The 24,472-nt window shown below is 71.8% G+C and carries 10 protein-coding genes; 2 read left to right on the forward strand and 8 right to left on the reverse strand.

Annotated elements, in window-relative coordinates:
* Nucleotides 1-9: 9 nt before the first annotated feature.
* Nucleotides 10-1,335 carry a lysine N(6)-hydroxylase/L-ornithine N(5)-oxygenase family protein gene (locus PBV52_RS03360; protein WP_274236748.1) on the reverse strand — a complete coding sequence of 442 codons (1,326 nt, stop codon included), beginning with the start codon at nt 1,333-1,335 and terminating at the stop codon, nt 10-12.
* An 84-nt stretch (nt 1,336-1,419) separates the two neighbouring features.
* Between PBV52_RS03360 and PBV52_RS03365 the strand changes: the two genes are divergently transcribed.
* Entirely contained in the window at nt 1,420-2,373 is a 954-nt protein-coding gene (locus PBV52_RS03365) for a methionyl-tRNA formyltransferase (protein ID WP_274236749.1), read from the forward strand.
* Nucleotides 2,374-2,497: 124 nt separating this feature from the next.
* On the forward strand, nt 2,498-3,514 hold the full coding sequence (locus PBV52_RS03370) for an iron-siderophore ABC transporter substrate-binding protein (protein ID WP_274236750.1): 1,017 nt from the start codon (nt 2,498-2,500) through the stop codon (nt 3,512-3,514).
* Nucleotides 3,515-3,602: 88 nt separating this feature from the next.
* Here the strand turns inward: PBV52_RS03370 and PBV52_RS03375 are convergent, their stop codons facing one another.
* The 7 genes from PBV52_RS03375 to PBV52_RS03405 all read right to left on the reverse strand — a co-directional run bounded on the left by PBV52_RS03375 (nt 3,603) and on the right by PBV52_RS03405 (nt 24,419).
* Nucleotides 3,603-7,070, reverse strand: coding sequence for an amino acid adenylation domain-containing protein (locus PBV52_RS03375; protein WP_274236751.1), 3,468 nt, complete (start codon nt 7,068-7,070; stop codon nt 3,603-3,605).
* A gap of 67 nt (nt 7,071-7,137) precedes the next feature.
* A complete protein-coding gene (locus PBV52_RS03380; RefSeq protein WP_274236752.1) occupies nt 7,138-15,024 on the reverse strand; it encodes a non-ribosomal peptide synthetase in 7,887 nt (2,628 codons plus the stop codon).
* Nucleotides 15,021-19,649: a non-ribosomal peptide synthetase gene (locus PBV52_RS03385; RefSeq protein WP_274236753.1), complete on the reverse strand. Its 4,629-nt coding sequence runs from the start codon at nt 19,647-19,649 to the stop codon at nt 15,021-15,023. Before PBV52_RS03385 ends, PBV52_RS03380 begins: the two co-directional genes overlap by 4 nt.
* On the reverse strand, nt 19,646-22,843 hold the full coding sequence (locus tag PBV52_RS03390; protein WP_274236754.1) for an amino acid adenylation domain-containing protein: 3,198 nt from the start codon (nt 22,841-22,843) through the stop codon (nt 19,646-19,648). Before PBV52_RS03390 ends, PBV52_RS03385 begins: the two co-directional genes overlap by 4 nt.
* On the reverse strand, nt 22,843-23,079 hold the full coding sequence (locus PBV52_RS03395; RefSeq protein ID WP_274236755.1) for an MbtH family protein: 237 nt from the start codon (nt 23,077-23,079) through the stop codon (nt 22,843-22,845). Before PBV52_RS03395 ends, PBV52_RS03390 begins: the two co-directional genes overlap by 1 nt.
* 3 nt (nt 23,080-23,082) lie before the next feature.
* The gene (gene panD / locus PBV52_RS03400; protein ID WP_373921820.1) at nt 23,083-23,538 is read right to left on the reverse strand and encodes an aspartate 1-decarboxylase; all 456 of its coding nucleotides are present in this window, start codon (nt 23,536-23,538) and stop codon (nt 23,083-23,085) included.
* A 29-nt stretch (nt 23,539-23,567) separates the two neighbouring features.
* Complete coding sequence (locus tag PBV52_RS03405; RefSeq protein WP_274236756.1) at nt 23,568-24,419, reverse strand: alpha/beta fold hydrolase; 852 nt, start codon at nt 24,417-24,419, stop codon at nt 23,568-23,570.
* Nucleotides 24,420-24,472: the final 53 nt, after the last annotated feature.

Below are 24,472 nucleotides of genomic sequence, written 5' to 3' on the forward strand. Positions count from 1 at the left end.
CCGACCGGCTCAGACGGACGCCGTGTGCCGGTCCAGCAGGGAGCGGTGGATCTCCCCCGCGCGGATCGCCGTGGTCGACAGCAGGGTCGAGGTGAGGCCGTGCGTGTGCTCGGTGCTGCCCTGGAGATAGATCCCCGCGCTGACGTCGGGCGCGGTCTCCACGCGGTGGTCGCGCGAGACGCGGATGGCGTCCCCGTCGTCCCGCAGGCAGACCTTCGCCGCCTCGCCGAGCAGGGCGGTCAGGTGGCGGGGGCGGTAGCCGGTGGCGTGGACCAGAACGTCGGTCTCCAGCACCTGCTTTTCCCCGGTCGGCAGGAATTCCACCGCGACATCGAGCAGGCCGTCGCCGCGCTGCCGGACGTCGCGGATGCGGGAGACGTTGAGGAAGCGCAGCCGCTCCCGGCCGGTGACCTTCTCCTGGTAGGCGGTGGCGTACAGGGACTCGATCAACTCCATGTCGACGACCGAGTAGTTGGTGGACCGGTGGTAGTCGAAGAGGGACTGTTTGACCTCGGAGGGCGCACCGAAGTACAAGTCCACCGCCTCCGGGTCGAAGATGCGGTTGACGAACGGGCTGTCGTCGGCCGGGGTGTAGCCGTACTTGGCGAACACCGCGCAGACCTCGGCCTCGGGGAACGAACGGTGCAGGAAGTCGACGGTCTCGGCGGCGCTCTGCCCCGCGCCGAGGACGACCGCGCGGCGCACCGGCGCACCGGCGGCGGCGAGTTCGGTGACGCGAGGCAGTAACTGGCTGTTGTGCCAGACCCGTTCGGACAGTTCGACGCCGGGCGGCACATGCGGCTCCAGGCCGACCGCCACGCTGATGTCGCGGGCCCGACGGGTGACCGTCCGACCGGGGTGCTCCGGGTCACGGCAGACCACGTCGAAGTGCGTCACCGTGCCCGCGTCGTCGCGCACGGGGTCGATGGCGGTCACCACATGGTCGTACGCCACGAGGTGCCGCACCCGCTCGGCGGCCCACTCGAAGTATTCGTGGAACTCGACGCGCAGCGGGAAGAGCGTCTTCTGGTTCAGGAAGTCGATCAGCCGGCCGCGTTCGCACAGGAAGCACAGGAAGCTGAAGTCGCTGGCCGGATTGCGCAGCGTCACAAGGTCCTTGAGAAACGACACCTGCATGGTGGCGTCGTCGATGAGCATGCCCCGGTGCCAGCCGAAACGGGGCTGGCGCTCCAGGAAAAGGGCGTTGATCCGACGGTCGGCCGGAAGGTCCGCGTTATGTTCGTCAATCGCTATGGCCAGTGCGAGATTTGACGGCCCGAAGCCGATTCCGAGGACGTCGTAGGTGGTGTCCGATCCCGTGAGCGGTGACTTCACCGTGGCATCGCCTCCCTCAGACAGCCACATGTTAGATAAGGTTAGCCTTACCTTGCAATGGAGCCTGCCGAAGGGGAGAACCGCATGCGCGTCGCCATGTTCGGCTACCAGACCTGGGGCCACCGCACACTCCAGGCCCTGCTGGACTCCGACCACGAGGTCGTGCTCGTGGTCACCCACCCCAAGAGCGACCACGCCTACGAGAAGATCTGGGGCGACTCCGTCGCCGAACTGGCCGAGAAGAACGACGTCCCCGTCCTCCTGCGCAACCGCCCCGACGACCCCGACCTCCTCGCCGCGGTGCGCGACGCCGAGCCGGACATCCTCGTCGCCAACAACTGGCGCACCTGGCTGCCGCCCGAGCTCTTCGACCTGCCCCCGCACGGCACGCTCAACGTCCACGACTCGCTGCTGCCCTCCTACGCCGGCTTCTCCCCCATCATCTGGGCGCTCCTCAACGGCGAGGAGCGCGTCGGCGTCACCGCGCACCGCATGAACGCCGAGCTGGACGCCGGGGACATCCTGGTGCAGCGCTCGGTGGTGGTCGGGCCGGCCGATACCGCAACGGACCTGTTCCACCGCACGGTCGACCTGATCGCGCCCATCGTGCGCGAGTCGCTCGACCTCATCGCCTCCGGCCGGGCCGCCGCCCACTGGCAGCCGCAGGACCGCAGCCGGGCGAGCTTCTTCCACAAGCGCTCGCTCGAGGACAGCCGCATCGACTGGACCTGGCCGGCGGAGCGCCTGGAGCGCCTCGTGCGGGCACAGTCGGACCCGTACCCCAACGCGTACACGTTCCATCGCGGACAGCGGATCAGGGTCGTCTCCGCCGCCGCCTCCGAGGGCCGTTACGGCGGCACCCCGGGCCGGATCTTCATCCGTGAGGGGGACGGCGTGGTCATCGTGGCGGGCCCGGACTCCCACACCGGCCGCCACCCGGGGCTGGTCGTCCAGCGGGTGCGCACCGACGACGGGTCGGAGTACGCGGCGACCGACTACTTCCGCACGATGGGGGGCTATCTCACCGCTCGCCCGTGATCAAACAGCGTCAACTCCCGCCAAAAACAAAGAGGTTGTCCGAAAAGCGTTGCTAAGGCAAGGCTTACCTTGCTTAACTGACGGCCGTACGACTCCTGCCTGTCATCGGCGACAAGGGACGCTCATGTCGAGAAAGCTCCTCACCACCCTTCTCACCGTCACCCTGGCCGCGGGGCTGGCAGCCTGCGGCTCCGTCAAGGACGACTCGGACACCTCCTCGGACGCCTCCGGCGACGCGAAGGCGGACTCCTCGTCCGCCTTCCCCGTGTCCGTCAAGCACAAGTTCGGCACCACGAAGATCGCCGCGGCGCCCGAGCGGATCGTGGTGATCGGCAACGGCGGCACCGACGACATCGACGCGCTGTACGCGCTGGGTGCCACGCCGGTCGCCATCTCGAAGGACGCGCTCAGCTCGGACGGCGTGTACCCGTGGCTGAAGGACGAGATCGACACCAAGAAGACCGAGCTCCTCGACACACTGACCGCCGTCGACTACGAGAAGGTCGCCGCCCTCCAGCCCGATCTGATCCTCGCCACCTCGGACTTCACCCTGGACAAGGACTACAAGAAGCTCGCCGCGGTGGCGCCGACGATCGGGTACGAGACGGCCTGGGGGAAGCAGACCTGGCAGGAGCATGTGCAGGTGGTCGCCGAGGCCGTCGGCAAGGAGGAGCGGGGCGAGCAGGTCATCAAGGAGACCGAAGACAGCATCGCCGCGGTGAAGGAGAAGCATCCCAAGCTTCAGGGCAAGACCTACAGCCTGTCCATCGGCAACACCCCGGCCAAGATCTTCACGATCGCGTCCGAGGACGACTTCGCGGCCAAGCTGATGAGCCAGGTCGGGATGGGCCTGACCCCGTCGGTGAAGAACATCAAGACGGTCAACGGCAGCCCGACCGGTGAGCTGTCCTTCGAGCAGCTCGACAAGCTGGACGCCGATCTGGTCGTCATCGCGTTCACCACGCCGGACCTGAAGAAGGCGTTCGAGGCCAGTGCCCTGGTGAAGAACATGTCCGCGGTGAAGGACGACCGGTATGTCGTGACCGACGTCGCGGCCATCAGCCAGCTCCGCAGCCCGTCCGTGCTGGGCATCCCGTGGGCGCTGAACAACCTGGAGCCCGGTTTCAAGAAGCTCGACTGACGCCCGAGGGAGGGGCGACGAAGGGAGGGGCGGGGCGCCTGCGGGTACCCCGCCCCTCTTTCCTTACATGTCCCGCAGTGCGGATTCCTTACGTGTCCCGCAGCGCGGAGTCGATCTCTTGCGCCGACATGTCCTCGATCTCCAGGTGAATCGCGGCGACTTGTTCGAGACGGCCGGGCGTCTGCTCCTCGGCGGACAGCCGCTTGGCCATGCCGCCGGCCGTCAGGGTCGCGAAGAGGGAGCGTACGGAGACCTCCGAGGTGTCCAGCGCCTCACGCAGCCGGCCGACGATCACGGTGGCGAGGACCGAGTCCCCGCCGAGCGCGAAGAAGCCGTCGTCGAGACCGACGCGGTCGACGCCGAGGACGTCCTGCCAGACGCGGGCCACGACCGTCTCCAGGGCGGTACCGGGGGCCCGGTGCTGTTCCGCCTCCGCCACCTGCCACAGCTCCTGTACGGCACGGCGGTCGAGTTTGCCGTTGGAGGTGAGCGGGAGTTCCCCGGCCACGGCGATCCGGGCCGGGACCATGTGCGGCGGCAGCACGGATCGCGCCCACTCCCGCAGCTCGTCCTCGGCTGTCCCCGCGTCGGCGGCCACCGCGGCCGCCAGCTGGACGCCCTGGCCCCGGGTCAGCCCGGCGACGGCACGCCGTACGGCGTGGTGTCCGACGAGCGCCGCCTCCACCTCGCCCAGTTCGATCCGGAAGCCGCGCAGCTTGACCTGGTGGTCACGGCGGCCGAGGAACTCCACCATGCCGTCGGGCCAGTACCGCGCCAGGTCACCGGTGCGGTACCAGCGCAGCCCGTCCTCCTCCGTGAACTTCTCGGCCGTACGGGAGGGATCGGCCCGGTATCCGAGCGCCACCCCGTCCCCGCCGATCCACAGCTCACCCGGCACCCAGTCCGGGCAGTCCCGTCCGTGGGCGTCGACGACCCGGCAACGGACGTTGCGCAGCGGAGTGCCGTACGGCACCGACCGCCAGTGCGCCGGGACTTGAGTGCCGGTCACTTCGCAGACGGTGGAGTGGATCGCGGTCTCCGTCGTGCCGCCCAGACCGGTGAACCGGCAGCCGGGAGCCCTCGCGGCCAGCCGCCCCGGCAGGTCGGTGCCCACCCGGTCGCCCCCGAGCAACACCGCGCGCAGACCGGCGAGTTGGCCCGGTGCGGTGGCCAGGAGGAGCATGTCGAGCAGGGGCGGCACGCAGTTGATGAGCGTCACCCCATGTGTGCGCGCGAGGTCGGCCCACTGACTGGCCTCGCGCCGGTCGTCCTCGTCCACGAGCACGACCGCACCGCCCGCACTCAGCAGCCCGAAGGTGTCGTAGACGGAGAGGTCGAAGTCCAGGGCGGACAGGGCGAGACAGCGGTCCGAAGCGCCCACGGCGAACCGGTCGTTGAGGTCGTCGATGGTGTTCATGGCCGCCCGGTGCGGCACTTCGACGCCCTTGGGTTCGCCGGTGGAGCCGGAGGTGAACAGCACGTAGGCGGGCTGTTCCTCGTCCACCGTCACCGGCTCCGCGAGGGGGGTAGCGCGCAGCGCCTCGACGACCGGGAGAACATCGAGGCCCTCGACCGGGCGCCCGTCGGTCAGCGCGACCCGGAATCCCGCGGTGGCGCGGATGCGGTCGCGGCGCGCGGGCGGCTGCTCGACGCCGATCGGCACGTAGGCGGCACCCGCGGCCAGCACGCCCAGTACGGCGGTGATCTGGCCGGGCCCCTTCGGGAGGCTCACCGCGACCGTGTCGCCGGGGCGTACGCCGCGCTCCACCAGGGCGGCGGCGGTGCGCAGCGCACGGTCGGCCAACTCGCCGTAGGACAGGGCACCTTCGGTGGCCCACAGCAGGGCGGGCGCATCCGGCTGCCCGGCGGCGCGTTCGAAGAAGCCCTGGTGCAGCAGCCGGTGGCTGCGCGGGCCCTCGGTGGAGTTGACGGTGGCGCGGACCGCGGACTGCTCGGCGGGCAGCAGGGCCGGAACCGGGCGCTCCCAGACCGTGTCGTCGGTGCCGAGCCGGGTGACGAGGCCGTGGAAGGCGGCGAACATCGCGTCGACCATGCCGGCCGGGAAGGCGTCCTCGCGGACGTCCCAGTTGACCAGCAGTCCGCCGTCGACCTCGGTCACCTGGGCGTCCAGGAGCACCTGCGGTCCCTGGGAGATGATCCAGACGGGCTTGCCGAAGGACTGCCGTACGCCTGCGTCGAAGAGCTCGCCGAGGTTGAGGGCGCTGGTGAACACCACGGGGGCCAGGACCTGTTCGCCGTTGTGCCGGGACAGGTCCCGCAGGACCTCCACGCCGGAGTAGTCGGAATGTGCCGCGTCGGTGTGCATACGGTCCTGCAAGTGCCGCGCGTGCTCGGTGAACGAGCCCGGTTCGGCCAGGTCGACGTCGAGCAGCACCGAGCTGGTGAAGTCGCCGACGAGCAGGTCGACGTCGGGGTGGGAGCCCCTGCGGTCGAACATCGGCACGTTCAGCAGGAAGCGCGGCTGTCCGCTCCAGGCGGCCAGGACCTCCGAGAAGGCGGTCGCCACCGCCATGGCCGGGGTCAGCCCGTGCTGGTGGGCGCGGGCGGTCAGCCGCCGCTTCTCCTCCGGCGGCAGCCAGTGGTGGCGTCGGGTCACCCGGGTCGGGTCCGCACGCTCCGCCTCGGGCACGAGGGGGAGTTCGGGGGCGCTGGGCAGCTCGGGGATCCGCCGCTGCCACCACGCCTGTGCCTGGTCCCGGCTCAGCCGCCGTACGTCCGCGCGCTCGGCGAGGTACTCCGGGTAGCTGGTGCGGATCGCGGGGAGCGGTGTGCCGGGGTTCGCGTAGAGCTTGGCGAGGTCGGAGAGCAGTACCCGGTAGCTGAGCGCGTCGGCGGCGAGCATGTCGACGTCGACGTGCAGCCGGCTGCCGCCGTCCGGCAGCAGCGAGAGCTGCACGGAGAAGACCTCACCTGCGGCGATGTCCAGGCGCGCGTGCGAGGAGGAGAGCCGGACGTCCTCCAGTTCGGCGGCCGCGGTCCGGGTGTCGAGCGTCCGCAGGTCGTTGACGGCCGTCGCGGGGCCCATGAGGTCGGGCAGGATCTCCTGACGGCCGTCGTCGGTGAAGCGGGCGCGCAGCATGCCGTGGCGGGCCGCGAGGGCTCGTACGGCCGCGTCGAGCCGGGCGGGGTCGACGCCGGGGCCGTCGAACTCGACGTAGAGGTGGGCGGCGACGGAACCGAGCCTGGTCTCGTCGCCACGGCCGATCCAGTAGGCGTGCTGCATCACGGCGAGCGGGAAGGGCTCGCGGGGTTCGGGGTGGGCGGGTGCCACGCTCGGGGTGCTCGCAGGCGGCCGGGCTGCTGGCACGTGGGCTTCCAGCAGTGTCCGCCAGGCACGCAGGGTCGGTTCCTTGGCCAGTTCGGCGAAGCTGACCCTAACGCCCTGTTTCCGCCAGCCGCCCGCGATCTTCATCAGGGTGATGGAGTCCAGGCCCCAGGCGATGAGGCTGTCGTCCTCGCTCGGCGCCGCCTCCGAGCCGAATGTGTCGGTGACCGAACGGAGCAGCTCGTCCGCGGTCGGGGGGTGCTGCGTCACCGGTTCCTCCGAAGTCGTCCGTGGGGGCTCGGGAGTAGTGCGTGGGCTCACGAGTCAGTAGGTGGGCTCAGAAGTCGTCGAGGTCGTTCTCGAAGTCGTCGATGTCCTCCTGGGTCAGGTCGACCAGGGGCAGGTCCGAGGGGGTGAGGCCGCCTGCCGGGGAGTCCTCGGCGTGCCGGGCGAGGCCGTGCAGGGCGCGCTCCCAGAGGCCGAGCAGGTCTGCGGCCGCGGACTCGGTCAGGAACCCGTCCGGCCAGGACGCGGAGACGTGCAGCCGGACGCCGCCCGCCTCCTCGACGGCCACGGCGTTGATCTCCAGGCCGAAGGCCGCAGGGTGCCCGCCCGCGGCGGAGCCGCTGTCGGATGCAGTCGGCGGTACGCGGAGCACGGGGGCCTCGGGGGCCAGTTCCCAGGGTTTCTCGGCCGAGTCGGACGCGGCGAAGCGGCCGAGGTAGTTGAAGAGGATCTGCGGCTGGGGCAGTTTCTCCAGGGCGGGCGCGGTGTCGGGGTTGAGGTGGCGCAGGAGGCCGTATCCGAGGCCGTGGTCCGGTACGGCGCGCAGCTGCTCCTTGATCCGCTTGAGCGCCGTGCCCGCGGCGGGCCCGCCGGACAGCGCCTCGTCGAGGTCCAGCGGGCCGGGGTCGATACCGACCGGGTGGAAGGTGGTGAACCAGCCCACCGTGGCCGACAGATCGACGCCGTCGGCGATGTCCTCCTCGCGCCCGTGCCCCTCCAGCCCGACGAGCAGCGAGCGGCCTGCCAGGTCGCCGCGCCGCTCCCGCCAGGCGGCTGCGGCGAGGGCGAGGGCGGTGAGCAGGACGTCGGGGGCGGCGGCGTGATAGGCGGCGGGCACCGCGGTCAGCAGTGGTCCGGTGATCGCGGGCGGGAGCACCAGGTTGTGCTCCCGCAGGGTGGCGCCGGCATCGGGGGAGCTTTCGAGCAGCGGGCGTCCTGTCTCCAACGCCTCTGTCCACCAGGGCAGTTCACGCACCCGGTCGGGTGTGCGGGCCTCCTCGCCCAGGAGCCTGCTCCAGGTGCGGAAGGAGGTGCCGGTGCGGGGGAGGGCCCGTCCCGACTGCCATGCCTCTGCCAGGTCGGAGGTGATGATGCGCCAGGACACTCCGTCGACGACCAGGTGGTGGGCGACGAGGAGCAGTCGGCCGGAGTCGGTGAACCAGACGGCCTGGAGAATGCGCCCTGCCGCCGGGTCGAGCCGGGCCGCGGCGGCGGCCAGCTCGTCGTCGAGCGACACGTCCCGCACCTGACTGAGCAGTTCGCCCGCCCGCACCGCTCCTTCGGCGGGCACCACCAGCCGGTTCGTCAGTCGGGCACGGAGGATGTCGTGGCGGTCCAGCAGCGCCTGGAGTAGGTCGACGGCGATGTCGTACGTGAGATCGGGCGGGGTCACGAGCAGGACCGCCTGGACGAGGCCGCCGTAGGAGCCGTCGGGGCCGGCCGTCCAGCGCATGATCGGGGTCAGTTCCACCTCGCCGACCGGCTCGTCGACCCGCTCGGCGACCCTCTCGTCGACCGGGCCGGTGTCGGTGGGCTCGGCGCAGGCGGCCAGGCCGGCCGGGGTGGGCGTCTGGAAGACGTGCCGGGGGCTGAGGGCGATACCGGCCTTGCGGGCCAGGGTCACCAGCCGGATGGAGACGATGCTGTCGCCGCCGAGCTCGAAGAAGTTGTCGTCGACGCCGACGCGGCCCAGCCCGAGGACGGAGGCGAACAACTCGCAGAGCCGCCGCTCGCGTTCGCCGGCGGGCGCCCGTGTCGGTGCGCCGGAGGTCGTGGTTGTGGGCGCGGGCAGGGAGCCGCGGTCGACTTTGCCGGAGGGCAGCAGCGGGAAGGTGTCGAGGGCGGTGAGCGTGCGCGGCACCATGTGTTCGGGCAGCCGCTCGCGGAGCCAGCCGTGCAGGTCGTCGAGGTCGTGTGCGGCCAGGTAGTAGCCGGCGAGGTGCTTCACGCCCGGGGCGTCCTCCCGGATCGTCACCACCCCGCGCCGGACGCCCGGGTGCTGTTCGAGGATCGCCTCGATCTCCTCCAGCTCGACCCGCATGCCGCGGATCTTCACCTGGTTGTCGGCCCGGCCGAGGAACTCCAGGGTGCCGTCGCGCCGCCATCGCACCAGGTCGCCGGTGCGGTAGAGGCGTTCGCCGGGCGGGCCGAACGGGTCGGCCACCCAGTGGTCGGCGGTGCGGCGGGGGTCGTTCACATAGCCGCGGCCGAGGTAGACACCGCCGGCGTACAGCTCCCCCGGCACGCCGACCGGCACCGGCCGCAACCGGTCGTCGAGGACGTGGAGCCGGGTGTTGCCGTTGGGCCGCCCGATGGAGACGGCGCTGCGGATGGCGCCGGTGCTGTAGACGACGTGGCTGACGCCGATGGTGGCCTCGGCCGGCCCGTACCCGTGGTACATCACCGCGGGGCTCGCGGCGCGGAAGCGGGCGAACAGCTTCGGGGTGAGCACCTCGCCGCCGCACCACACGTGCTTCAGCCAGCGGGCCCGGCGGGCGAAGCCGTCCAGCTCCAGGAGCAGGTCGAGCATCGAGGAGACGAGGTAGGTGAAGGTGACCCGGTGCCGTTCGACGGCGTCGAGAAGGTAGTCCACGTCGCGTTCGCCACCCGGTTCGGCGATCACCACACGGCCGCCGTTCACCAGCGGCAGGAAGATCTCGTTGATGGAGATGTCGAAGCCGAGCGGCGCCTTGAACAGGGCCGCGTCCTCGGTGCCGAAGCCGAGCAGGCCGCGCTGCCACAGCAGCCGGTGCGCGATGGCCCGGTGGCGGATCATGGCGCCCTTGGGGACGCCGGTGGAGCCGGACGTGTAGATGACGTAGGCGAGGCCTTCGGGATCGACGGGGACGTGCGGGTTCTCCGGCTGCTCCGGTCCGTCCAGGCGCACCTCCACGAACGGCGGGGCGTCGTCCCCGAGGACCACTCCCCCGCCGGGCCTCCCCAGCACCGCCGTCAGCGCCGCGCCCCGGCACACTTCGGCGATCCGCCGCGCCGGCCAGGACGGCTCCAACGGGACGAACGCCCCGCCCGCCTTCAGCACGGCGAGCAGTCCTACGACCATCTCCACCGAGCGTTCCAGATGGATGCCGACGCGGCGCTCGGGTCCGACGCCGAGCGAAGTGAGCTGCCGGGCGAGGGCGTTGGCGCGGGAGTTGAGCTCGGCGTAGGTCAGCTTCAGGCCGCCCTCGATGCCGTACTCGACGGCGGGGAGGTCAGGAGTCTGCGCCGCCTGTTCCTCGACCAGTGCGGTCAGGGTGGTGGCGGGCATGGGATGCGCGGTGTCGTTCCACTCCCCCAGCATCAGGGAACGCTCACGCGGGGTGAGCAGGTCGGCCAGGGCGACCGGCAGATCCGGCTTCCGCGCCAGCTCGCCGACCAGCCGCACGAACCGCTCCACGATGTCCTGGGCGGTTGCGTCGTCGTACAGGTCACGGCTGTGGACGAGGGAGCCGGTGATGCCGCCGCCGTCCGTGCGCTCGAAGACGTGGAAGGCCAGGTCGGTCTTCGCGGTGTAGAAGTCGACGCGCAGCTCGCTGAGCGTCAGTCCGGCGAAGTCCCTTGCCCTGTCCGGGACTTGCTGATGGGCGAGCATCACCTGGAACAGCGGATGCCGGCCCATCGAGCGGGTCGGGGCGAGCGCGTCCACGAGCCGCTCGAACGGCAGGTCCTGATGGGCGTAGGCGTCCACGTCGGTCTCGCGCACCCGGGCGAGCAGCGTACGGAACGTCGGGTCACCGGAGACGTCGGTGCGCAGCACCAGGGTGTTGACGAAGAGGCCCACGAGGTCGTCGAGGGTCGCGTCGCCCCGTCCGGCGACCGGGGTGCCGAGGGGGATGTCGTGTCCGGCGCCCAGGCGGCCGAGCAGGACCGCGAGGGCCGCTTGGAGGGCCATGAAGACGGTGCCGCCCACCTCCCCTGCCAGGTCGCGCAGCGTGCGGTGGACCTCCGCGTCGAGGGCGAAGTCCACGGCTCCGGCCCGGTATCCGGCGACGGCCGGGCGCGGACGGTCGACGGGCAGCTGCAGTTCCTCCGGTAGGCCCTCCAACTGCCGTGCCCAGTAGTCCAGTTCGGAGTCGGCCAGGCCGCCGTATTCGAGCGACTGCCGCTGCCACAGCGTGTAGTCGGCGTACTGCACGGCGAGCGGCGGCAATTCGGGGCGGCCGCCCCGCGCCCTGGCCGCGTAGGCCGTCTCCAGGTCCCGCAGCAGTGGCTCCGCCGACCAGCCGTCGGTGGCGATGTGGTGGACGAGCAGGAGCAGGACGTGCTCGTCGGGGGCGAGGGCGTACAGCGTGGCGCGTACGGGGATCTCGGCGTCCAGCGCGAAGGAGTACGCGGCGGCCTCGCTCAGCAGCGCGTCGAGTTCCCCGGCTCGGGCCGCCACCACCTCGAAGGGCACGGCCGCGTCCGCCAGCACCCGCTGGTAGGGCGTGCCGTCGTCGTCCGGGAAGACCGTGCGCAGCGCTTCGTGACGGTCCACGACGTCCTGGAGTGCCGCTCGCAGGGCGTCGGTGTCGAGCGGTCCGGTGAGGCGTACGGCGGTGTGGATGTTGTACGTCGGGCTGGGCCCTTCCAGACGGAAGAGGAACCACAGGCGCGCCTGCGCGGAGGACAACGGCACCGGGTCGGGGCGCCGGGCCGGGAGCAGCGCGGGGCGTCGCTCGGCGGCCGGGGCCTGAAGGAGCGGTGCGAGCGCGGCCACGGTCGGTGCGTCGAAGACCGACCGTAGGGGGACTACGGCCCCGAGCTCGGCTCGGATGCGGGCGACCAGTCGGGTGGCGAGGACGGAGTGGCCGCCGAGGGCGAAGAACTCGTCGTGGATGCCTACGGACGCCAGCCCCAGGAGGTCCGCGAACAGGGCGCAGAGCGTCGCCTCCGCCTCGGTGCGAGGGGCGGTGGCGGTGGTGAGGCCGGAGAGGTCGGGGGCGGGCAGGGCCGCGCGGTCGAGTTTGCCGTTGGGGGTCAGCGGCAGCTCGTCGAGGATCACGACGGCGGCGGGCAGCAGGTGTTCCGGGAGCGTCGCCTTGAGGTCCTGCCTGACCTGCAACGGTTCCAGCGAGGTCCCGGGATGGGGTACGGCGTACGCGACCAACCTCGGTTCGCCCTGCTGGTCCTGACGTGCCGTCACCACTGTCTGGGAGACGCCGGGCAGCGCCGCCACAGCGGCCTCGGTCTCGCCCGGCTCGACGCGGAAGCCACGGATCTTCACCTGGTCGTCGGACCGGCCGAGGAACTCCAACGCCCCCTGCGCGCTCCAGCGCACCAGGTCGCCGGTGCGGTAGAGGCGGGCGCCGGGCGGGCCGTACGGGTCGGCGACGAAGCGGTCGGCGGTCAGGCCGGGGCGACGGAGGTAGCCGCGGGCCAGTTGGGCGCCCCCGAGGTAGAGCTCGCCTGTGATGCCCGGTGGCACCGGGCGTAGGGACTCGTCCAGGACGAGGGTGCGGGTGTTCCACACCGGGCGGCCGATCGGCACGGACCCGGCGGCGGACCTCGTCCCCTCGGCGCACGGCCAGGCGGTGACGTCCACGGCGGCCTCGGTGGGGCCGTAGAGGTTGTGGAGTTCGGTTCCGGGCAGCGCCTCGGCACAGCGCTCGGCGAGTTCGGTGGGCAGGGCCTCGCCGCTGCACAGCAGTCGGCGGACCACGCCGCGCGCCTGCTCGGCAGCCGGGTCGTCGAGGAACACGCGCAGCATCGAGGGGACGAAGTGTGCGGTCGTGACCCTGCGGTCGCGGATCAGCTCGGCGAGGTAGCCGGGGTCGCGGTGGCCGCCGGGGCGGGCGAGCACGAGCACGGCCCCGGTGATCAGCGGCCAGAAGAGCTCCCAGACGGAGACGTCGAAGCCGCCCGGGGTCTTCTGCAACACCCGGTCGTCCGGGCCGAGTTCGTACGCCTCCTGCATCCACAGCAGCCGGTTGACGATCCCGGCGTGCGGGACGACGACTCCTTTGGGGCGGCCGGTGGAGCCGGAGGTGTAGATGACGTAGGCCGGGTGCTCGGGGCGCAGGGGCTGGAGGCGGTCGTCGTCGGTGAGTTCGGCGGCGTCGAAGGCGGTGGTGTCGGTGTCGAGCAGGAGAAGGGGCACTCCGGGTGGCAGGATCCTTGCCGTGCCCGAGGCGGTCAGCACGAGCGTCGGCTCGGCGTCCTCCACCATGAACGCCAGCCGCTCGGCCGGGTACCCGGTGTCCAGCGGGACGTAGGCGGCTCCGGCCTTGAGCACCGCGAGCAGCGCCACCACCAGGTCGGTTCCACGGTCCAGGGCCACCCCGACGCGATGCTCGGGGCCTACGCCGTGGGAGATCAGCAGCCGGGCGAGGCGGTTGGCGCGGGCGTGCAGGCCTGCGTGGTCGAGGGCGGGCCGGCCGTCGTCGGCGATGAGAGCGGGCGCGTCGGGGGTGCGGTCGGCCTGCTGGGCGAGGAGGTCGGTGAGGAGTGCGGCGGGGACGGGATGGCCCGTGGTGTTCCATTCCTCCAGGACCCGCTGCTGCTCGGCCTCGGTCATCAACGGCAGTCGGGAGAGGGCGAGTTCGGGTTCGGTGAGGGCGGCGCCGAGAAGCGTCTCCAGGTGCCGGAGCAGCCGGTCGACGGTGTCCGGGGTGAACAGGCCGCTGCGGTAGGTGGCCTCGATCCGCAGGCGGCCGCCGGTGAGGAACGCCTCCAGGGAGAGGTCGAACTGGGTGGTGTCGTTGTGGACGGTCTCCCATGCGGCGCTCACCCCTGGAAACTGCGGTCCTTCGAGTCCCTGGGTGAGGAAGAGGAGCATGACGTCGAAGTAGACGGCACGGCCCGGCTGCCGTTCCGGCTTCAGCTGCTCCACCAGTTTGTCGAAGGGCATGTCCTGGTGTGCGTATCCGTCCGTGCACAACTGGCGTACACGCTCGACCAGTTCGGCGAAGCCGGGGTCCCCTTCGAGGTCGGCACGGAGGGCGAGGGTGTTGCCGAAGTTGCCGATCAGATTCTCGAGGCCGGGGAGGTCGCGGTTCATGACGGCCGAGCCGATGGGGACGTCGGTGGCGCCGGTGGTGCGGTGCAGCAGGGCGGCCAGGCCCGCGAACAGCACCATGAAGGGGGTCGCGCCCGCGTTGCGCGCGAAGGCGGTGAGGCGGTCGGTGACCTCGGGGGCGAAGGTGTGGAAGCGGCGGTCGCCGTGCGCGGTGGGGCGGGCGGGACGGGGGGCGTCGGTGGGCAGGGCCAGGGGGCGGGGCGGGGGGACGAGGGCGGTGCGCCAGTGGTCGAGGTGCTCGGACAGTCGCTCGTCGGTCCAGGTGGTGCGCTGCCAGAGTGCGAAGTCGCCGTACTGGAGCGGCAGTTGTTCGAGACCGGAGGGCTCGCCCGTCGCGGCCGCCCGGTAGAGGGCGGTGAGATCGCGGGAGAGGGCGTTGAACGTCCCTCCGTCCCAGGCGATGTGATGAACCGTCAGGACTAGCGTGTGGTCCTGCTCCGCCCGCTGGATGAGCAGGGTGCGCAACGGGTGGTCGGCGGCGAGGTCGAAGGGGGTGACCGAGGCGGTGCGGGCCAGGTCCGTCGCTTGTCGGTCCCGCTCCTCCACTGTCAGCCCGCGCAGGTCGACCGCGGTGAACTCCACCTCCGCTTCCCTGTCCACGAGCTGCGTCGGGGTGCCGTCCCCGGCGGCCGGGTAGCGGGTGCGCAGCACCTCGTGGCGGTCGATCAGTCCCTGTAAGGCCATGCGCAGGGCGGCCGGGTCGAGGGGGCCGCGCAGGCGGATGGCGAGGCAGACGTTGTAGGCGGGGCTGGCCGGGTCGAGCTGCTGGAGGAGCCACATCCGGGACTGGGCGTACGACAGTGGCAGCCGGGCCGTGTCCGCCGGCCGCCGTGGGATCCGCTCGGAGCGGGCCTCGGCGTCGGCCAGCCCGGCGCGCTCCAGTCGGCGGCGCAGGAGTTCGCGTTTGCGTGCGGCGAGGTCGGCGGTGGGGGTCTCCGTCACTGGTCTCCGCCTTTCAGGAGCAGTTCGAGGGACGTGGCCCAGAGCGCGGCCAGCCCTTGGATGTCGGTCTCGATGAAGAGCCGTTCCGGCCACTGCCAGCACACCGAGAGTTCGCTTCCGGTGATCACCGCGTCGACGACGAGCGCGTAGGGGGCGGGCATCCCGGGGTCGGCGCCACTGCCCATGGCACCGGTCTCGGGTGCGCTCGTGAACACGGCGGTCTCACGCCGCTCGCCCATCCCCATCCGCCCCAGATAGTTGAACTGGATCTGCGGCTCGGGCAGTTGGGAGAGTTGCTCGGCTGTTTCCGGGTTGAGGTGGCGCAGCAGGCCGTAGCCGATGCCCTTGTCGGGCAGGGCGGCCAGCTGTTCGCGGATCCGCGCCACCTGGTCCGCTCCGGGCGGGGCGCCGGGATCCAGCCGGACCGGGAAGACGCTGGTGAACCAGCCGAGGGTGCTGGACAGATCGGCGCCGGGGAGGAGGTACTCCTCGCGGCCGTGCCCCTCCAGGGCGATCAGCACCGAGGGGTCGGGGGCGCTGCGCCAGGACCGTATGGCGTGTGCCAGGGCGGTCAGCAGCACCTCCTGGACGGAAGCGGCGGTCAGAGGTGTGGTGATGTCCGGGCCCAGCGTGGTCCAGTGCCTGCGGATCGTCTCCCTGGTGTCCCGGACGGGGTCCAGCGGTCCGGCTCCCAGCAGTCCGGCTTCCAGGGGTCCGGCTCCCAGGGGTGGTTCCGGCCGGTCCAACATCCCCTTCCAGAAGGCGAGTTCCGACGACCGGTGCGGGGCCAGGTCCTGCAGCGCCCGCGCCCACTCACGGAAGGACGTGCCTGCTGGTGACAGCTCCCTGCCCTCCCAGGCGGCGGCCAGGTCGGCGACCAGGACGCCCCAGGACGCGGCATCGGTGACGAGGTGGTGCAGCACGACCAGCAGCCGCCCCTCACGACCGCTGCCGGTGTCGAACCACAGGAACCGTGCCACCGCGCCTGACGCCGGGTCGAGCTCGGCCACGAGCTCGTCGAAGGCCTCCGGCACCAGCGTGCCGATCGCCGTGTGGTCCAGCCGCTCGGCGTCGATGCGCCGCACGCAGTCGGCGGCGCGGGCCGTGCCCACAGGCGCGGCATGGAAGCGCCACGCGCCGTTCTCGGACCGGGCGAAGGTGGAGCGCAGCAGGTCGTGCCGGTCCAGGACGGACTGGACGGTGCGGTGCAGCCCGTCGAGGTCCATGTCGGCCGGGGTACGGAGGAAGCGCGCCTGGCTGAGCCCGCGGAAGGGGCCGCCCTGCTGGGTGAGCCAGGTCAGCATCGGGGTGAGCGGGATGTCGCCGGTGCCGGCGTCGGGGTCGGGGTCGGGGTCGGGGTCGGCCGCACGCTCGGCGGTGCCGACGTGTTCGGCGAGTTCCGCGATGGTGGGCCGTTCGAACACGTCACGCGGCGAGATCGCGAGCCCGGCCGCCCGCGCCTGGCTGACCAGCCGCATGGACACGATGCTGTCGCCGCCGAGCGCGAAGAAGCTGTCGTGCACGCCGACCGCGTCCAGCCCGAGCACCTCGGCGAACAGTGTGGCGAGCCGCTCCTCGACCGGGTTCCGGGGCGGCTGCGCGGCGGGGCCCGCGGACCGGGACGGTGCCGGGAGGGCGGCGGTGTCCAGCTTGCCGTTGAGGGTGAGCGGGAAGCCGGCCACCGGGACGAACGCCGACGGCACCATGTAGTCGGGCAGAACGGCCGCCACGGCCCGGCGCAGCAGCTCAGCCGTCTCCTCGGCCGACGGAGCGGCCGGCGGCACGGCCGGCGGCACGGCCGGCGGCACGGCCGGCGGCACGGCCAGGATGACGTAGGCGACCAGGCGCCGAACGCCGGGCGTGTCCTCGCGGACGACGACCGCCGCCCGCTCGACCAGCTCGTGCTCCAGCAGCACCGCCTCGATCTCGCCGGGTTCGATCCGATAGCCCCTGATCTTGACCTGGTCGTCGACCCGGCCCAGGCACTCCACCAGGCCGTCCTCGGTCCAGCGGGCGATGTCGCCGGTGCGGTACATGCGCGCGCCGGGCTCACCGGAGAAGGGGTCGGCGACGAACCGGCTCGCGGTGGCGGCCGGTTGGCCGAGGTAGCCCCGGGCCAGGCCGGCGCCCGCCACGTACAGCTCGCCCTCGACACCGACGGGGGCGGGGTTGAGGTGCCCGTCCAGGATGTACAGGGTGCCGCCCGCCACGGGGCGGCCGATCGCCGGCCGCTCGCTGAGGGCGAGGTCGCAGTCCGCCGAGTCGACGGTGCATTCGGTGGGGCCGTAGAGATTGTGCGCGGCCAGCCCGTCCGTCTCCCGCAGGGTGCGCCACAGGTCCGGCGGTACGGCTTCACCGCCGACGCCGAGCACCTTGAGCTGGGCCTGCCAGTCACCGCCCTGGGCGACCAGCTCGCCGAGCAGGGACGGGGAGAGCTCGATGAACTCGATGCCGTGCCGGGCGAGGAAGTCGCGCAGTGCGGTGGGGTCGCGGCGGACGTCCTCGGGCACCAGGTGCAGCTCGTGTCCGGCGAACATCCACAGCATGGGCTGCCAGGAGGCGTCGAAGGCGAGGGGCCAGGCGTGTCCGATCCTCAGCGGGCGTCCGTCGACCGCCGTGGCCGCGGGTTCGTGCAAGGCGGCGTTGTGGGCGGTGAAGAGGTTGACGATGGCTCGCTGGGGGATGACTACGGCTTTGGGGCGGCCGGTGGAGCCGGAGGTGTAGATGACGTAGGCGGGGTGTTCGGGGAGTAGGGGGTTGTGGCGGTCGGTGTCGGTGAGGTTGGAGGTGGGGGTGTGCGCGAGGAGTTGACGGGCTTCGGGGGTGTCAAGGAATACGCAGCGATCGGGTGGAAACGCCGGATGGCGGCTGCGGGCTGACGGTGGCTGGTCGCGCCCGCGCCCCTGAAAGGGCGTTGCAGTCGTCGTTGTTACGAGCGTCACCGGACTCGCATCCGCCAGCATCCCGGCGATCCGCTCCTCTGGCCACGCCGGATCCAGTGGCAAATAGGCTGCGCCCGACTTCTGGATTGCCAGCAGAGCGGTCATGGCGTCCGGGGTCGGCGGCAGGGCGAATGCGACGATCTGCTCCGGTCCTGCACCCAACTCGACCAAGTATCCGGCGAGTTGGTTGGCTGCACTGTTCAACTCCGCAAACGTACGACACTGCCCGTCTCCCACCACCGCCACCGCATCCGGCGTACGAGCCGCCTGCGCCTCGAACGCCTCCGGCATCGTGCGGTACGGCACCGGCAGCCGCTCCCCCACCCCACCCGCCAGCAGTGCAGCCCGTTCCTCGGGCGCGAGGACGTCCAGCGCGGCCAGGGCGGTGTCCGGGTCGGCCAGGACCGCATGGAGGAGGCGCTCGAAGCGGCCGGCCAGCCGCTCCACGGCCGCACGGTCGTAGCAGTCGGGGCGGAACTCGAAGACGACCCCCAGCCGTTGCTCGGCCAGCACCGCCAGGGTCAGTGGATAGTGGGTGGCACCCGAGCCCTTGACCTCGATGATCCGCAGCCCGGCGGAGGCCTCGGCCTCGGCCACCGCGGCCTCGTCGATCGGGTAGTTCTCGAAGACCAGCAGGGTGTCGAAGAGGTCACCACCCGCACCGGCCAGGCGCTGGATCTCGGTGAGGCCGAGGTGCTGATGGTCCATCAGCAGGGACTGCTCGTCCTGGAGCCGGCGCAGGAAGGCGCCCGCCCGTTCGCCGGGCGGTACGGTCACCCGGACCGGCACCGTGTTGATGAACAGGCCGATCATGGACTCCACACCGGCGAGTTCGGCGGGCCGTCCCGCCACGGTCGCCCCGAAGACCACATCGTTCCGGCCGGTCAGCCGCGCCAGCAGCAGGGCCCACAGCCCCTGCACGACCGTGTTGACGGTGACGCCCCGGCTCCTCGCGAACTCCTGCACATGGCCGGTCAGTTCCTCGGTCAGCCGCAGCGTGTGCAACTCGGGTGGCACCGGGACCAGCCCGGCGGCCGAGGGCGCCAGCACCGTCGGCGCCACCCCGGCCAGCGCCTGGCGCCAGGCGTCGGCGGAGGCCTCGCGATCCCGGGAGGCGAGCCAGGCCAGGAAGTCCCGGTACGGCCGTACGGCGGGCAGGGGGGCGGTGGTGCCGGGGGCGAGCTGGGCGGCGTAGAGCTGGAGCAGTTCGCGGACCAGGAGCGGGATGGACCAGCCGTCCAGCAGGAGATGGTGGTTGGTGAGGACCAGCAGCCAGCGGTCGGGCGCCGGTTCGGCGAGCGTGAGGCGCAGCAGTGGCGGGTCGGTGAGGTCGAAGCGGGCGGTGGCGTCCGCTTCGACGATCCGGGACAGCGCCGACGCGTCGGGGACTTCCGCTTCCGTCCAGTGCACGGGGACCTGCTTGAGTACCACCTGCACCGGTTCGTCCAGGTCCTCGTGCAGAAAGGCGCTGCGCAGGTTGGCGTGCCGGGCGAACAGCTCCTCGGCGGCGGTGCGCAGGAGGGCGGGGCGCAGGGGGCCCTCGATCTCCACCAGGGACTGCATGGTGTAGACGTCCTGGGCGCCCTCGTCGAAGAGGGCGTGGAACAGCAGTCCCTGCTGCAGCGGGGAAAGCGGCAGAACGTCCTCGACCAGGGAACCCTCGTCCCCGGATGCCTTGCTCATCGAGTCCTCCACCTCGCCTTGACGTTGTCGAGCTGCGACTGGCTGAGTGAGACCAGAGGGGCGCCGGTCGGAGTGAACTCCTCGGGCGCGGGGCCGGTTTCGTCGGGCAGGGCCCGGGCGAGACCGGCCGGGGTGCGGTGGGTGAACACGTCCCGGGGGGACAGGGCGAGTCCGGCTCTGCGGGCCCGGTCGGCCAAGCGGACCGAGACGATGCTGTCGCCGCCGCGTTCGAAGAAGTCGTCGTGGACGCCGACCCGTTCCAGCCCGAGCACTTCGGCGAACAGCCCGCACAGCACCTTCTCCGGTTCGGTGCGGGGCGGTTCGTGGGTGGACGTCTCCGTGAAGTCGGGGGCGGGCAGGGCGCGCCGGTCGAGTTTGCCGCTGGGGGTGAGCGGCAGCTGCTCCAGGACCACCACCGCGGACGGGACGAGGTGACCGGGGAGCCGTTCGGCGAGGGCGCGGCGCAGGGTGAGGGGATCGAGGGGAGCCCCGGGCGCCGCGGGGTCCGCTACGACGTAGGCGACCAGGCGTAGCGGTGACGGGCCGTCCTCCCTGGCCACGACCGCGGCCCGGCCTACTCCCGGCAACGTACGTATGGCCGCCTCGATCTCGCCGGGCTCGACCCGGAAGCCCCGGATCTTCACCTGGTCGTCGGCCCGGCCGAGGAACTCCACCGTGCCGTCGGGCCGCAGTCTCGCGAGGTCGCCGGTGCGGTAGAGGCGGCTGCCGGGTGGGCCGAAGGGGGCGGCGACGAAACGTTCGGCGGTGCGGCCGGGTTGGCCGAGGTAGCCCCGGGCCAGTCCGTCGCCGGCCAGGTACAGCTCGCCGACCGCGCCGCCGGGGGACGGTCGCAGGAACGGGTCGAGGACGTGGACGCGCGTGTTGGCGATCGGCCGCCCGAGCGGCACCGCGCCCTCGCCGGCGTCGTGGACGTGGATCAGGCTGTCGCCGGCCGCCTCGGAGCAGCCGTAGAGGTTGACCAGGCGAGCCTGTGGCCAGCGGCGGGTGATCGCGTCGGCCAGTTCGCCGGAGAGCGTTTCGCCGCTGGAGATCCAGGTGCGGACGGAGGAGAAGGCGTCCGGCGGGGCGGATTCGACGAGCGTGGCGTAGAGGCTGGGGACCGCCGTGAGCAGGGTGGCCCGATGGCGGTCGGCCAGTGCGGCGAGGGCTGTCGGGTCGCCGGTCGCCTCGTCGTCGGCGAGGGCCACCGCCTCGCCGGCTACGAGGGCGCCGAGCAGTTCGGTCAGGCCGTCGATGAAGCTCAGCGGGCTCTTCGACACGCGGACGCCGGGCGAGCCGTCCCCAGCACGGCGTCCCCCCAGCTCCCGGCCCCAGTCGAGCCGGTTGGCCAGGGCCCGCTGGGTTCCGATCACACCCTTGGGGCGGCCGGTGGAGCCCGAGGTGAAGATGACGTACGCGGGGTGTTCCGGAGACAGGGGCGGTCGCTCCCGTACGGCTGCCTCCGCGCTCGGCGGACACACCAAGTCCCGTTCGACGCCGGGTAGTTGGGCCGTGGACGGATCACAGATCATCAGTCGGGGCCCGGCGTCGTCGAGCATCAGCGCGATGCGGTCGGGCGGATAGCCCGGGTCGACGGGCATGACGGCGGCTCCGGCCTTCAGTACCGCGAGGAGCGCGGTGACCAGATCGGGGCTGCGGGGCAGGGCGACGGCGACCACGGACTCCGGTCCTGCGCCCCGGCTGATCAGGGCGGCCGCCAGTCGGTCGGCGCGGGCGTCGAGTTCGGCGAAGGTCAGGATGGTGTCGCCGTGGCGGACGGCGGGGGCGTCGGGGGTGCGGGCCGCCTGGTCCTCGTACAGGGCGCGGACTGTGGGGTGCGGCAAGGGGCGGGCGGTGTTGTGCTGTGCGGGGTGCTCGTCCGTGGAGAGGCGGGCCACGGGACGGGTGGGGTCCCGCGTGAACTCCTTCAGCAGGTGGCGGAGTCGGGAGGCGACACGCTCGACTGTTCCGCGAGCCGGCACAGCCGGTTGATGGCTGAACGTCAGCGTCATCCGGTCGCCCGGCAGGGCGGTCAGCGCCAACGGGTAGTGAGTGGCGTCCCGGACCGAGACTCCCGTCATACGGGGACCGTCGGGGCCAAGGGCGCGGGCGATGCCGTCGTCGTCGATGGGATAGCTCTCGAAGACCAGCAGGGTGTCGAACAGGGCGGTGTGCCCGGCGGCGCGCTGGATCTCCGCGAGGCCGAGATGCCGGTGGTCGTGGAGTGCGGCCTGCTCGGTCTGGAGCCGGGTCAGCAGGTCGGCGAGCGGCTCCTCGGGCCTCAACCGCACCCGTACGGGCAGGGTGTTGATGAAGAGGCCGACCATCGCCTCGATGCCGGGGACGTCGGCGTCGCGGCCGGAGACCGTGGCCCCCAGGACGACGTCCGTGCGGCCGGTCAGCCTGCCGAGCAGGACGGCCCACAGGCCCTGGAGCACCGTGCTGACGGTCACTCCGTGGGCGCGGGCGGCGCCCGCCAGCGCGGAGGTGTCCTCCTCGGAGAGCTCCAGGACCACCCGTTCGGGCTGCTCGACGGGGTGGCCTCGCGCCTCGGGCGCGATGAGTGACGGTTCGTCGAGTCCGTGCAGGGCGGCCTTCCATGCCTGCCGCGCGGTCTCGCGGTCCTGGCGGGACAGCCACGTCAGGTAGTCGCGGTAGGGCCGTGGGCGGGGCAGGGCCGTGGGGTCGCCGCCCGACGTGTACAGCTGGAAGAGCTCACGCACCAGCACGGGGGCGGACCAGCCGTCCCAGAGCAGGTGATGCGAGGAGATCAGCAGCCGGTGCTGCCCCTCCCCGAACGTCACGAGCCGGAACCTCAGCAGCGGCGGACGGGACAGGTCGAACCGTGCGTCGCGGTCCTCGTCGAGCAGCCGGTCGAAGGCCTGCTCATGCTCCTGGGGCGGCAGCGTGCTCAGGTCGGTGATCTGCCAAGGGACGGTGACCGCGCTGCGCACCACCTGGACCGGGCGCCCCGACCGCGAGGTGCGGAAGGCGGCCCGCAGATTGGCGTGCCGAGTGAGCAGCGCCGTGACGGCCAGGCCCATCCGCGGTCCGTCCACCGGCCCTTCGAGCCGGATGACGAGTTGGCCGGTGTAGACGTCCCGTGCGCCCTCGTCGTACAGCGCGTGGAAGACCATCCCCTCCTGCATGGGCGACAGGGGAAGGACGTCCTCCACGGCCGGGCGGCCGGCCATCAGCCCTCGGCCCCGCGCATGACCTCGGTCCCGCGCATGGCCTCGGCCAGGCTGCGCGGGCGCATGTCCGTCCAGTTCTGCTCGATGTACTCCAGGCAGGCGGCCCGGTCGCCGGGGCCGTGCACGGAGGTCCAGCCGTCGGGTACGGGCGCGAAGTCCGGCCACAGGGAGTGCTGGCCCTCGTCGTTGACCAGAACATGGAAGACACCGTTGGCGTCGTCGAAGGGGTTGGCCATGGCTCAGTTCCTCTCCTGCTCGTCGGCCTGGCGTGGCGCGGGGTGGGTGAAGGCTCCGGTGAACTGGTCGGCCGCGCCCGGTACCGGTTCGGCGGGGTCGGCGCCGAGCGCGACCATCCGGTTGGCCTTGTCGACGTGGACGACCCGCGGCCGATGCGCGCCGCGCTCGGACTCGTCGAGCGCGGCGAAGGACATGATGATCACCAGGTGACCGGGGTGGACGAGATGGGCGGCCGCGCCGTTGATGCCGATGACGCCGCTGCCGCGTTCGCCGGTGATGGCGTAGGTGGTGAGTCGGGCGCCGTTGTCGATGTCGACGACCTGGACCGCTTCGCCCTCGACGATGTCGGCGGCTTCCATGAGGTCCTGATCGATCGTCAGGGATCCCACGTAGTGCAGATCCGCCTGGGTGACGGTGGCTCGGTGGATCTTGCCGTTCAGCAAGGTGCGGTGCACCATGACCCCCTGAGGAGACTACTTAGGCTAGGCTAACCTAAATCAACATCGTCGGGTGCGGAAGAACGGTCGCGGAAGAAGCGGCCACGGAAGAACTCCAGAAGCACCCGGTTCACTTCGTCCGGCCGCTCCAGATAGCCGTAGTGGCCGCAGCCCTTGGCCTCCTGGTAGACGGCACCGGGGATCGCGTCGGCGACCTCGCGCCCCAGGTGCGGCGGGAGGATGACGTCGTCGGCGAAGCCGACGACCAGGCAGGGCACGTCGACGGCCCGATAGGCGTCCAGTCGGCCCTCCGGGACCTGGAGGTCCAACTGGGCGCGCACGCCGGGCCCTTGGGGCTGCGGCGAGAACTCGAAGAGTTCCAGCCAGTCCCGGATCCGGCGATCGTCGTCCAAGGTGGCCGGGGACAGGTTCTGCAGGGCCCGGATCCAGGCGGCGTAGGCGGACGGCAGCTCCAGTCCGCTGTCGTACAGAGCGCGTTCGGCGTCGGCCATCGCGGCGCGCAGGGCGTCCGTGCGGCCACGGGTGGCCATCAGCACGCCCTGACGGACAAGTCGGGGACGCGCCAGCATCAGCTCCTGGACGACGTACGCCCCCATGGAGACGCCGACGAACCGGCACGGCGCGAGGCCGAGGTGCTCGGCCAGGCCCGCCGTGTCGGCCACCAGGTCGTCGATGGTGAAGCCTTCCGGGCACTCGTCCGTCGGCGGGATGCCCCGGTTGTGGAAGGTGACGACCCGGTAGCCGGCGTCGACCAGGGCCGGCACCTGGTGGAGGTGCCAGGCTCGTCCTCCGGCGCCCTGGCCCATCACCAGGACCACCGGCTCGCCGTCGCCGGTGTCCTCGTAGTGGAGGAGGATTCCGTTGATCCGCGCGCTCGGCATGGTTCTCCGCCCTGTCGTACGAGGCTGTGCCAGTCGGCTTGCCGGTCGGCTTA

It is taken from the genome of Streptomyces sp. T12 (genome assembly GCF_028736035.1).
Lineage (GTDB): Bacteria > Actinomycetota > Actinomycetes > Streptomycetales > Streptomycetaceae > Streptomyces.